At 55.0% G+C, this 12637-nt stretch carries 7 protein-coding genes; 2 read left to right on the top strand and 5 right to left on the bottom strand.

The genetic code is table 11. From position 1 onward, the window contains the following. The first annotated feature begins 321 nt into the window (after positions 1-321). Positions 322-1029 (top strand): dihydromonapterin reductase, encoded by a 708-nt coding sequence (gene folM, locus L1D47_RS00950; protein WP_239882205.1) that lies wholly within the window; start codon positions 322-324, stop codon positions 1027-1029. Positions 1030-1257: 228 nt separating this feature from the next. On the opposite strand, the gene moeB is transcribed toward folM, so the two are convergent. The 4 genes from moeB to L1D47_RS00930 form a co-directional block, all read right to left on the bottom strand. After that, the gene (gene moeB / locus L1D47_RS00945) at positions 1258-2025 is read right to left on the bottom strand and encodes a molybdopterin-synthase adenylyltransferase MoeB (protein ID WP_239882204.1); all 768 of its coding nucleotides are present in this window, start codon (positions 2023-2025) and stop codon (positions 1258-1260) included. Between the two features lie 11 nt (positions 2026-2036). Beyond that, a complete protein-coding gene (moeA, locus tag L1D47_RS00940) occupies positions 2037-3284 on the bottom strand; it encodes a molybdopterin molybdotransferase MoeA (protein ID WP_239882203.1) in 1248 nt (415 codons plus the stop codon). Positions 3285-3465: 181 nt separating this feature from the next. Then, complete coding sequence (locus L1D47_RS00935) at positions 3466-4536, bottom strand: efflux RND transporter periplasmic adaptor subunit (RefSeq protein ID WP_239882202.1); 1071 nt, start codon at positions 4534-4536, stop codon at positions 3466-3468. Continuing rightward, positions 4533-7643, bottom strand: coding sequence for an efflux RND transporter permease subunit (locus L1D47_RS00930; protein WP_239882201.1), 3111 nt, complete (start codon positions 7641-7643; stop codon positions 4533-4535). Before L1D47_RS00930 ends, L1D47_RS00935 begins: the two co-directional genes overlap by 4 nt. Before the next feature lie 455 nt (positions 7644-8098). On the opposite strand from L1D47_RS00930, the gene ftnA reads away from it, so the two are divergent. After that, positions 8099-8623, top strand: coding sequence for a non-heme ferritin (gene ftnA / locus L1D47_RS00925; protein WP_041509641.1), 525 nt, complete (start codon positions 8099-8101; stop codon positions 8621-8623). 161 nt (positions 8624-8784) lie between these two features. Here the strand turns inward: ftnA and L1D47_RS00920 are convergent, their stop codons facing one another. Continuing rightward, positions 8785-11988 (bottom strand): EAL domain-containing protein, encoded by a 3204-nt coding sequence (locus L1D47_RS00920; RefSeq protein WP_239882200.1) that lies wholly within the window; start codon positions 11986-11988, stop codon positions 8785-8787. Between the last annotated feature and the right edge of the window lie 649 nt (positions 11989-12637).

The raw sequence follows: 12637 nt of genomic DNA, 5'->3' as shown, positions 1-12637 counted from the left end.
TAAAATGATTTGAACTCATAGCAATATAATAAAAATATTCGCCCCCATTGTAACAGCCATAGCGGTGCCATTCCAAATTTAAGCCAAAATTTGGCCATATATATCTCTTTTTCCGGATAAAAACTGTAATCAGCGGCATATCGACAACCAACAATATAATTCGAACACAAACAATAAAGGATTTGTTAGAGGAGAATAAACTTATAACCATCCAGATGAAAAAGACCCAAGACAAGGGCGGTTGGCCCGAAAGCACTTGAACCCGGCAAGTCGCCGCGGCTACTATCGATGCCAACATCGGCAATTCCAAAGAGCATCAGGATGCAAAAAACCATACTCATCACAGGCGTAGGCAAACGCATCGGCCTCTATCTGGCCAAGGCCTTTCTTGCCCGCGGACACAGGGTGCTCGGCACCTTTCGAACTCACTACCCCAGCATAGACACCCTCGCCGAACTGGGCGCCGATCTCTATCAATGTGACTTAACCGATCAGGCACAGCTCGACGAACTGATCCTGACACTAAAGCAGCACTACCAAGGCCTGGATGCACTGATCCACAACGCCTCGCTCTGGCTGAGTGATGACGATCCTGTGGGTGTCGACCAAATCATCAGCCAGATGATGCAGGTACATGTCTATGCTCCCTATCAACTCAATCTCGCCCTGGCGCCGTTACTGCAAAACCGAGAGGCCATGACAGACATCATCCATCTCACCGACTATGTGGCGCAGAAGGGCAGCAAGAAGCATATCGCCTACGCCGCCAGCAAGGCCGCGCTGGAAAATATGACCCTCTCCTTCGCCGCCAAGCTGGCGCCACAGGTCAAGGTCAATGCCATCGCCCCGGCGCTGATCTGTTTCAATGAAGATGACGATGAAGACTATCGCGACAAGGCCAGGGCCAAGTCGGTGTTGGCAAGAGAGGGTGGCGAAGCCGAGGTGCTACAGGCGATCGACTATCTGATGCAGAGCCAATATGTGACGGGGCGCTCCCTGGCGCTGGATGGCGGCAGGCACCTGAAGTAATACAATTGATCATTCTAGCTTGTTAAAACGCTCGATAACTGTATTAGTATTTTTAATTGTAGAATAACTACTTATCTAAAAATCCTGCTTTGTTCTCAAGCGTTTTTCCTGCGCTATTTCTGATCACATGTTTACTGTGATTGGTATAATACTCAGATAACGGCAAAATCGACCGGACATAAAAAAGCGAGGTCAGGCCTCGCTTTTAACCTCAGTATAAGTAAACACTCACACACCGCATACCTGGCAGCCAGGCTGCTTAGGGAGTTTCATCTCGCGAAACTCCATGGTCATGGCATCTATCATCAGGATGCGGCCGCTGAGTGTCTTACCCATCTTGGCCAGCACCTTGATCGCCTCCACCGCCTGCAGACACCCTATCATACCCACCACGGGCGCCAGAATGCCCGACTCGACACAGGTCAACTGTTGATCGCCAAATAGCTTGCTATAGCAATGATAACATGGGCTCTGCTCGCCATAGTCGAATACTGTGACCGTCCCCTCCATACGTATGGCGGCGGCCGATACCAGTGGCACCTTGTGCCGGAAACAGGCCTGATTAAGCTGTTCACGCACCACTATGTTGTCGGTGCAGTCCATCACCAGCTGATGCTCGGCCACCAGCGCTAGGATCTGCTCGTCATCGAGCACGGCGTTGATGGTCTCCACCTTTAGGTGCGGATTAAGCTGCAGCAGCGATGCCTTAGCCGACTCCACCTTGGGCTGGCCGATGTTGGCATCATGATGCAATACCTGGCGCTGCAGGTTGGACAGCTCCACGGTATCGAAATCCACCAGCGTCAGCTGACCCACACCCGCTACGGCAAGATACTGGGTGGCGGCGCAGCCTAAACCACCGGCACCTATCACCAACACCTTGGCCTGCTTGAGTCGCTCCTGGCCGTCGAAATCCATCGCCTTGATGGAGATATGGCGGCTATAGCGCAGAATCTCAGCGTCAGAGAGGATCTCCTCTTGCATATTCGGCTCCATCTGCCCAGCCCCTAGAGTGCCAACACTGAGTTGAAGGGCTCCACGGTCACCAGGCTACCGTCCGGCGTATCGCCCTGCTCCTGAGACAGGATGATGAAGCAGTTGGCCAGGCTCATGGAGGTCAGCATGCCAGAGCCCTGACCACCGGTGACGCTCACCTCGGCCTCACCCTGGGCGTTTTGACTCAATATGCCACGTTGATACTCGACGCGGCCGGGGAACTTACGCAGGTTGCCCTTGAGCTTAGCTTGCAACAAGAACGGCTTGACCTGTGGCAGCCCCTGCATCTTATTTAGCAGCGGCCACACCAGCTTGTAGAAGGTCACCATGGAGGAGACAGGATTACCCGGCAGACCACAGAAGACCGCCTCACCGATGCGGCCGAAGGCGAACGGCTTACCCGGCTTGATGGCCAGCTTCCAGAAGGTGATCTCACCCTCCTCGTCGAGGATCTGCTTGGTAAAGTCGGCATCACCCACGGAGACACCGCCCGAGGTGAGCACCATGTCGGCACTGGCCGCGGCATTACGGAACGCGGCGCGGATCGCCTCAGGATCATCCTCAATCACCCCAAGGTCTATCCATTCCACGTTGGCGCGGCTCAATAGCCCCTGAATGCTATAGCGATTAGAGTCATAGATCTGACCCGGTGCCAGCTCACTGCCCACGGGGCGGAGTTCATCACCCGTAGAGAAGAAGGCGACCTTCACCATACGGGTCACCCGCACCTGGCTGGCGCCTATGGTGGCCAGCACTCCCATCTCTGCAGCACCAATCTGAGTCCCTGCCGACAACACCTTACCACCAGTTTTCACCTCTTCGCCGCGACGACGCACGTTGGCGCCAAGGGCCTTGGGCGCCTCGATCACTATGCTATCGCCGTCGGCCTCGACCTTCTCCTGCATCTGCACAGTGTCATAACCCGGCGGCACAGGCGCGCCCGTCATGATACGCACACAGGTATTGGCGCTAGCCTCGCCCTCGAAGGGATGACCGGCAAAGGATTGACCAATAAGGGTAAAACGATTTCCCTGGGCCAGATCCTCGAAACGGAAGGCATAGCCGTCCATCGCCGAGTTATCGAATGGCGGCAGGTCTATGCTAGACGCCAGATCTTCCGCCAGCACACGCCCCAGCGCATGGGGGAGCTGCACCATTTCCGATTCTTCCAGTGGACGAACTTGTTCCAAAAGCTTGATGATGGCTTCATCGGGATGCATTAGGCTGGGTTTTGCACAGGGATCGGCTTGCATAGACATAGAGTACCTTAGCGTTAACTGTAGGATATGAGTAAAAGCGAATATTGCCGCTCATTATGCCATGCTGAGATCAGAAGACTATGATCTCAACGGCAGTTTTTGGCCGCAATCTGCCGAGATTCAACCAAAAAGCCGACACAGGTGGGACCTATGTCGGCTCGACTATCTCCAAAGATATAGATTAACCGGCACTCAGCGCCGGGGCGTCACCCTGCACTTTTACCTGTTGGCCATCTTGCAGGGTCTCGGCGCCGCGGATCACCACCTGATCCCTGTCGCTTAGCTCGCCTTTGACGGCTATCCACTCCCCTTCACCATCCCCTAGCTCCACGGCCACCCTCACCGCCTTATTGTCAGTATCTATCTTAAACACGAAGGCACCGGCGGAGCGCAGCACCACGGCATCGCGGGGCACTAAGGTAGTCAGTTGCTTAGGGGCGATCGGCAGAGCAAGAGACACCAGCTCGCCGACGTTGAGCATATCCTGGCGCTCCAGCGGCAGGTCGATACGCGCCTCGAAGGTCTGCGAACGCACGTCGGAAACCGGGATCAGGCTGCGGATCTTAGCGGAGAACTCTCCCAGGCCATGGTAGACCCTGAGCTCATCCCCCACCTTTACCCGGCGGCTATGCTTTAACGGCGCATGCAGGCGGATCTCCAGGTTGTCGGGGTCGGTAATGGCGACGATAGACTCGGCGCGGCTGATATCCTCGCCCGCCTGACGCTGACGCGCCGTGATGATCCCGGCAAAAGGCGCCTTGACCTGGGTACGGGCGATATCATCGAGGATCATCTTGAGCTTAATCTGCGCCAGCTTGAGGTTGGCCGCCGCCAGATCACGGTCCGAGCGCGCCTTGTCTAACTCGGTTTCCGAGGCATTCTTGTTGACGATCAGCTGCTGCAGCCGCTTCAGCTCACGGTTCAGCCGCGATAGTCCCACGGTTTCATACTCTATCTGGGCCTCCTGCTGAGCCTTCTGTAATTCGAGACGCGTCTTCTCGATGCGGGCCACGACCTCGCCCGCCTTCACCTGAGTACCCGCCTCGATCACCCACTCGAGCTTACCCTCGATACCCGAGGTCAGCTCGGCATAGTTACGGGAATGGACGGAACCTATCACCATGATCTTGGGCGACAGGGCGCGGTTCTCAACCTGAACCACCTGCACCAGACGCTCGGGCACCTCGCCCTGAGCCCAGCTCATGGGGCCGAAAAGAGAGAGCGCCAGCACGCCGGCAATTAAGGATCTCATGACTTCACTCCTGTGGTGGATGCGAGGGCTGGCTCATCGGCCACCCGATCAGTAACTGGACTCAACCTATGGGTCAGACGCAACAGGCTGGGCATTAAAATAAGGGTAAACAAGGCACTAAAGGTCATGCCGCCGACGATAACCGCCGCCAGGCCACGATAGATCTCACTACCGACCCCCGGCACCAACATCAGCGGCAGCATGCCGAAAATCGAGGTCAAGGTACTCATGTACACGGGACGGGCACGGGTCGCCACGGCCTGGGCGATGGCCAGATCGATATCCGGGTTGTCCCGATAGCTCTGGCGAGTCTGATCCACCAGCAAGATGGCGTTGTTGACCACCAGCCCCAGCAAGATGATGAAACCTATCATGGTCAGTAGATCCAGACTCTGGAAGCTAAACAGGTTAAGCAGGCGCAGGCTCACCACACCACCACAGATAGCCAATGGCATGGAGAGCAAGACCAGCAGGCTATCCTTGGCCGACTTAAACATGGCCGCCATCAGCAGAAAGAGGATCACCACGGCCAGGGCAAAGTTGGCTCCCATGTCTTTGATGGTGCTGTCGAGCTTGTCGGCGCTACCACGATACATGAGGGAGCTGTTTTCCGGCAGGCTGGCTCTCAGGGTCGGCACAGCCGATTCGTTGAGCTTCTCCAGCGCTTCATCCAAAGACATATCCGCTGGCGGGAAGATCAACAGGCTGACGCTACGCTTGCCGTTAACCCGCTGCAGCTGAGTCGGTCCAACTGTGCGCTTGATGGTCGCCAGCTCGCCTATGGTCTGTATGCCCGCCGCCTGGGTATAGACGGGGGTCGCCGACAGCTGTTCGGGCACCTGCCACTTGGGCCCCTTGAGCAGCACATCCATGCGCTCGTTGCCGTCGAAATACTCGCCCACAAACAAGCCAGAGGTATAGGCACGAATGGCATTGGCTATCTGTATCCTGTCGACACCGGCCTGGGCCAGGCGACGCTCGTTAGGGATCAGCTGCAGCTCGGGTTGTGCCATAGAGAGCCCAGGGATCGGCCTGACAACCGCGCCAGGCAGCGCCTCCTGAATGAGCCCCATCCCCTTGCCTGCCGTCTCCATCAGGGCCTCCATGTCGGCCCCCTGAAGGTCGATATTAATCGCCCGGCCGCCATTAAAGCCAAATTGCAGCAGGGAGCCACGGTTGGTGAAGGCCTGGGTATCGGGCAGGCCCACCAAGATCTCCTTGTTGAGCAGATCTATCATGGTATCGGCCTGAGACGGGTCTTCGGGATAAATGAAGAGCACGTTGAAGGCGCTGTACATGGAGAAGTTATACCCCTTGATATAAGGCTGCTTCTCCTTGTCATAGTAAGGCTTGAGGCGCTCGATGATCACATCGCCCACCTCCTTCTCCAGCGTCTTCACATTGGCGCCCGGCGGCAACGCAAAGAAGGCAAATATGCCGTCGGAGCGCGCCTGAGGCAGAAAGTCGGGCCTAGGCATCAGGGCAAACGTCAACAAGGCGGCGCCTATGATCAGGGTGACACACCAGAATCTGGCGCGTTTCAAGTCGCCGGTGAGGCACTGGACAGTCGACGATATCCACTGCCACAGGCGACCTTTTTGCTGCCCATCTTCCTTTGAGGAGAGTTTGAGCCACAACAGGCTAAATACTGGGATCAGGGTGATGGCACTGATAAAAGAGGAGACCACGGCCACCGACAGGGTAAGCGCCAGGTCTGAAAACAGCTGCCCCTCCACCCCAGGCATAAACAGGATCGGCAAGAAGATGGCCACTGTCGTCGCAGTCGAGGCCAGCAGGGCGCCCTTCACCTGATCTGTGCCCCTAGCGATGGCCTCGCGAACAGGAGCCCCCTGCTGCAAGATACGCACTATGTTTTCCTGCACTATGATGGCCGCATCCAACACCAGCCCCACGGCAAAGGCAAGGCCCGCCAGGGAGATCACGTTCAGGGTACGCCCCATCATCTCGAGGAAGAAGAAGGCGATCAACAGCGCGACGGGAATGGTCGAGGCGATCATCAGGGTCGCCCGGAAGCTGCGCAGGAAGGCATAGAGGATCACTAGGGCGAGCACCACACCTATGGCCAGGTTACCCTTCACCAGCCAGATGGCCCGCTTGATATGCACAGAGGCATCGAAGGAGAGATCCAGCACCAGCCCCGCCTCCTTGAGCGGGCCCTGGTTGAGCTCGGCAATCGCCTCGTTGACGCCATCCAGCACCTTCACCGTATTGGCATCGAAGGTGCCTTCTATCGTCATATAGTAGGCAGGATAACCATTACGCTTGGTAAAACCCTGCACTTCTGCGGTAGAAACCGCCACATCCGCCAGCTCGTTGAGGTAGATGGGGCGCCCCTCGTTATAGGTGACGATGAGATTGCCCAGGTTTTCCGGCGTGTACTGACCAATGAAGCGCACCGTATATTGGCGACGCCCCACATTGGCGGTACCGCCCGAGATATCCGCCGCCCGCGAGAGGGTGCTGCGCAGTTGATCTAGAGTAATCCCCAACGCCGCGGCGCGGTAGGGGTCGAACTCGATATGCAGCTCTTTCGGCAGGCGGCTTTGCAGTCGCACCGAACCGACACCGGAGATCAGTCTCAGCCTGGGCTCCACCACGTCGTCGATCAGCTTCTGGTACTGGGCAAAGTCGGTGGCCGGATTGTCCGGCGCCATACGGATCAGTAGGGAGGCCAGATTCGGCGCACCGTTGCCCCCGCCGACATTGATGAAGGGCTCGTTGGCGTCCAGCGGCCGCGGCGGCGTCTGGTTGAGGGCGTTAATCACATTGATCATCCCCGCCTGCATGTCGCTGCCCACCTCGAAGGTAAGCGTGATGCCGCCAAAGCCCTGAGAGATATTGGAAGTCATCTCCACCACTCCCGGCACCTGGCGTAACACATTCTCCTGAGGCTCTATGATGTTGGATTCCATCTCCTGTGGCGCCGCCGAGCGCCAGTTGTTGAAGACAGAGATCTGCGGCCGCTGAATGTCGGGAAGCAGCTGAATCGGCAACTTGCCTATGGCTAACACGCCGAATATCGCGATCAGCAGCAGCGCCACTAAGGTGCTGGCAGGATTACTCGTGCTTAATTTGGTGAGGTTCATCGGTTGTCCCACCCCTGGCGCTAAGACTCGGCCGGGGTCATGAGATTAAATTCTTGACCCTAAAGCCTAGAGACAAAGTGTTAATAAATCCGCATGATTTAGTTAGCAAATGTAACAATTGAATGAAGAGCCACTTAATCAACCCATTAACGATAATTATTTGCATTTAAAAACATTGAGTTAAGTAAAGATGGTTGCAATTCGCCGGGGGGTTAAACACAATAAAAAGCGCCTGTACCTTTCCTGTTTGTTTTTACCGCAGTTTGAAGGTGATCGATACAAGGCAGAGCCTGAATCCTGTCGTTATTCGACACAAACTGGCGATAACGCAGCAGCAATGGCCTACAAACGCTGCCCAAAGAGTTCATCTAAACCCGTTTAGATCGAACAAAAAATAAACCTGAAAGAAAAACAGGCCCTAAGCAATTAGAAATGGCCCAATTAAGGAAGTAACTATGCTGGCACAAACGATGATAGATCAGTTGAACGCGCAAATTAATGTGGAGTTCTTCTCCTCTAACCTCTACCTACAGATGAGCGCCTGGTGTGAAGACAAGGGCTTTGAGGGTGCCGCGAAATTTATGCGTGCTCACGCCGACGAGGAGATGCAGCACATGCATCGTCTATTTACCTATGTCAGCGAAACCGGTGGCATGCCGCTGCTGGGAGCGATCGAGGCGCCTCAGTCACAGTTCGAATCGCTGCTTGCCCTGTTTGAATACACCTATGAGCATGAGCAGATGATCACAAGCAAGATCAACGCCCTGGCTCACACCGCCTTTACCAATCAGGACTACTCGACCTTCAACTTCCTGCAATGGTATGTGTCTGAGCAACACGAAGAGGAAAAGCTGTTCAAGTCTATCGTCGATAAGATCCGTCTGGTAGGCGAAGATGGCAAGGCGCTATTCTTCGTCGATAAAGATCTGGCACAGATGGCTCAGCAGGAGTCTGCCAGCGTGATGACAGTCGGCGAATAAGCCCGATGCGGGGCATAGCGCCCCGCCTTCTACTCCCCCACAGTACTCACCCCACAAAGCTGAACCAATAGACCTCACCCCAAAGCCGCTCGCCTAATTTGGTTAAGATGACGCTTACCAGTAGTCACTGGTAAATAGCTGCCGATCACAAACCTAAATGATTACTGCACAGAGGTCGGTCTCACCCTGACGATACGCTGCAGCAAGGGCTCGAGCTCGCTCACAGGCATAGGCTTGGCAACGAGATAGCCCTGCACGAAATCACAGCCTAATCCCTGTAGGAAGCTACGTTGAGGCTCGCTCTCCACCCCTTCGGCCACCAGGCGCATATCCAGACTCTGTCCCATGGTGATGATCGCCTTGATCAGGTTGGCATCGGCCCTGTCTTCCAGCATGTTGTCGACGAAGCTCTTGTCTATCTTGATCACTGAGATGGGGAACTGCTTCAAATAGCTCAATGAAGAGTAGCCGGTGCCGAAATCATCCAGATAGATCTCGACCCCCAGATGACGAATCGCCGTCAGCGCCGCGAGGGATAGCTCGGTATCGGCCATCAGCATCGACTCGGTGATCTCTATATGGATATATTGAGGCGCCACATCATACTTCTGCAGCAGGCCGTTGAGCATACAAGCGAAATGGCTTGGGTCGCCATGGGCCAGCTGGCGACCAGAGACATTAATCGCCATGTTGATCATAATTCCCTGGTAATGCCATTGACGCAGGTCCCGCAGCGCCTGCTGGATCACCCACTCTCCGATAGGCTCGATCAGCCCAGTCTCCTCGGCGATGGGAATAAATTCATCGGGGGGGACCAAGCCCCGCTGCGGATGCCGCCAACGCAGCAGGGCCTCTAGGGCGATACCTTCACCGCTGCTGGTATCGACAATCGGCTGATAATGCAGGCAAAACTCATGTTGCAACACGGCGCTGCGCAGCGACTGCTCCAGGGTAATACGTGCCAACATGTTGTTGTTCATGTCGGGAGAGAAGTAGCCGAAGCAGTTGCGGCCATCTTGTTTCGCCTGATACATGGCGGTCTCGGCATTACGGGTCAGCACCTCGACACTGGTGCCGTTGCTGGGGTAACAGCTGATGCCGACACTGGCGGAGACCAACAGCTCGTTGCGATTGATGCCGAATGGCGACGACAGATGCTGCAATATCTGCTGCGCCCGCTGCTCTATCTCACCCTGATGCTTAGTGTGCCCCATGACCACCACAAACTCGTCGCCACTGAGACGGGCGACGAAATCATGCTGTTCCAGCAGGGCCTCCAGCCTGGCGGCCGCCACCTGTAGCAGCTCATCCCCCACCGCATGGCCATAGATGTCGTTGATATATTTAAACCTGTCGAGATCGATGAAGAGCACTGCCACAGAGCAGCAACGTTGCTCCGCCAGCTGCAGCATCTGCGACAGGCGCGAGGTATAGAGCTGACGATTAGGCAGGTTGGTCAGGGCATCATAGTTGGACTTGTACCAGATATCCTGTTCATACTTCTTACGATTGCTGATATCCAGGAAGAGGCCAATATGCTGTACCACCCGCCCCTTGTCATCCTTCACCACGGTAATGGCTAAGTATTCGGGATAGATCTGGCCATTCTTACGCTTGTTCCAGATCTCCCCCTGCCACTTGCCGTACTGCTTGAGCGACTGCCACATCTGCTCGTAGAAGTGATGAGGCTGCTGATGAGAATTAAGGATCGCCGGGCTGCGCCCCTTGACCTCCGCCAGGGTATAGCCTGTGATCTGGGTAAAGGCGGGGTTCACCGCCTCGATCAGGTTGTCCTTATCGGTGACCACTATGCCTTCGGCGCAATATTCATATACGGCCGAGGCCAGAGATAGCTCTCGATTGGCCTTCTGACGCTCGCTCAACATGGCATTGAGCGCCATCGCCATCTTGGCCACCTCGTCTCGCCCATCGACAGGCACAGACAACTCAAGCTGTGTATTCTGGGCCATGCGTTGCATCAAGGCGGCTATGGTGCCGATACGGGTCACCAAGTTGTTGACGATGAGGCGTCCCAAGACGATCAAGAACAGAAAGTTACACATGGCAGCCATGATACCGAGCACCAAATAACCCAACGCCTCACGCCCCTGGCGTTCCACCAACAAGGCAATATTGCCACTCAAGATCAGGCTGGCCTGATTCATCTGGCTCAAGGACTCACTGGCCAAGGCCCACCAGGTTTCGCTGGTCACCGCAGGGGGTTGATGCTGTAACAGCGACAGCGCCTCCAGCATAGGCTGCTCTTCCCTGACTAGCGGCAAGGGCACGGTATTACCCGACAACTTATGCTGGCGTTGAGCGTATATCGCCTCACGATATTGTGACACGGCGTTAGCAATTTGCTCTAACGCCTTACGCTGTAACGATGTCACATAGGGTAACCCCTGTGCCTGACGCAGCGATTCCTGTATCGCCTGACGATCCTCTTCGAACAGCGTAATATTGGACGCCTCGCCTCCGAGCAGGTAATCCAGGAAGTGATCGATCAGGCCACCATACCCCAGCCTTTCCCGGATTCGATTGGCGAGCAGGATCAGGTTCACTTGCCCCCTCACCCGCTCCTTCATCAGGGCCAACTCCTGGGTCGCTTCATTGTCCAGGGTCTCCTGAATAAGCACGAGATCCGCCATGGAGGTCGTGGATAGCAGCTCATGAAAGGCATCGTTAAGCTCATTTTCCATCGAATAACCAGCAAGATAGGACTGATAATCCAGGCTATCGGCCGACAGCAGCCGATTCAGCAAGTCTCTATCCTTGCCCGCCAGCTCCTGTAATTTAAGCATATGGATAAGATCGTTATAGGCCTTGGCGAGCAGGGTATTTTGCACCTGAGACTGGATCTGGGAGATGAGCACCAGGAGGTGCTGGGTGAACTCGCTATAAAAGCTGAAACTGCCGCTCTCCTTGAGCCTATCGACATCCTGACGCACCTCCTCCAGCCTCGCGGCGAGACTATGAATGGTATCGACACTCTGTTGCAGGTTGACGCTGGGTCTGTCTATGTCGCTCAGGGAGAGATGCAAGTTGGCAATATTGGGAGCATCGAGCAGCTCCTGAAACGCCTTTTCTGTCTGACGCCGCTGGGTCTGCAGCCGCCGCTCAAATCGCTCCCCCTTGCTGGCAATAAAACCGGCCGACAGGCCGCGTTCGTTCTGCAGGGCATAGATGAGCTTCTGGGTCTGCTCTATGATCATCACCCCAAGGGCATTACGCTGAGCCGTCTGCTGCCGCTCGATCAGATCGAACATGCGTAAGCTGCCGAAGATCAGCAGCAACAACATGGGGATAGTCGCCAGCAAGATTAATTTCTGGCTCAGACTATACCGGTTCAGCATAGATGACATCTAAAGCGCTCCTTGCTCGACAATCACAAAAGCAGACACGAGGGAATTAGGGTCTGAGAGTAGTAACATAGCCTAAGGCCCGGCGTCACACCTATTTAACCAAAGTCTAATCTAGGTCACGAAATTGACGGATCTATGGCGCAATATTCAATAAGCCTTTATTTTTTATTAACATTTAAATAGATATGAAGATTTGGCGAGAACGACTTTGGGCTCAAGCTACCTAGGGCCTGTTGATCTTTCAAGTTTAATTTTTGTTCAATCTAAACGCGTTTTGCGCGAGGCGAGAGCCATGAAGCATAGTTACTCTATGTGAATGGCGAACAACAAAGAAATCGTCTGGAACGATTTCTAACAGCGTAGCTGACCGCCTGCGGTGAAAGGCAGGAAGCCTTTCATAAAATGCAGCGCGCGTTTAGATGAACCCGTTGGGCAGCGTTTGTAGGCCATTTCTACAGCGTTATCGCCAGTTTGTGTAGAGGACTACACGACACAGGCTCTGCCTTGTATAAATCACCTTCAAACTGCTGCAAAAACAAACGGAAAAGATCAACAGGCCCTAGGCTGGCACAGGTTTTGACACACAAGAAGACGGTTAACGGGGAGCTTTTTGCGTCCCATTAATAAACAAAGAGCCAATATATGGCTC

Source organism: Shewanella sp. Isolate7, assembly GCF_022398425.1.
Classification (GTDB): Bacteria; Pseudomonadota; Gammaproteobacteria; order Enterobacterales; family Shewanellaceae; genus Shewanella.
The sequence above is the reverse complement of the archived record's forward strand: the minus strand, read 5'-3'. Positions and strand labels throughout refer to the sequence as shown.

What these genes read in the sequence shown, in the direction of transcription:
- moeB (WP_239882204.1), bottom strand. Translation starts at nt 2,025, where the DNA reads ATGGAGCCGAATATGCAAGAGGAGATCCTCTCTGACGCTGAGATTCTG.
- L1D47_RS00930 (WP_239882201.1), bottom strand. Translation starts at nt 7,643, where the DNA reads ATGAACCTCACCAAATTAAGCACGAGTAATCCTGCCAGCACCTTAGTG.
- L1D47_RS00920 (WP_239882200.1), bottom strand. Translation starts at nt 11,988, where the DNA reads ATGTCATCTATGCTGAACCGGTATAGTCTGAGCCAGAAATTAATCTTG.
- moeA (WP_239882203.1), bottom strand. Translation starts at nt 3,284, where the DNA reads ATGTCTATGCAAGCCGATCCCTGTGCAAAACCCAGCCTAATGCATCCC.
- L1D47_RS00935 (WP_239882202.1), bottom strand. Translation starts at nt 4,536, where the DNA reads ATGAGATCCTTAATTGCCGGCGTGCTGGCGCTCTCTCTTTTCGGCCCC.
- folM (WP_239882205.1), top strand. Translation starts at nt 322, where the DNA reads ATGCAAAAAACCATACTCATCACAGGCGTAGGCAAACGCATCGGCCTC.
- ftnA (WP_041509641.1), top strand. Translation starts at nt 8,099, where the DNA reads ATGCTGGCACAAACGATGATAGATCAGTTGAACGCGCAAATTAATGTG.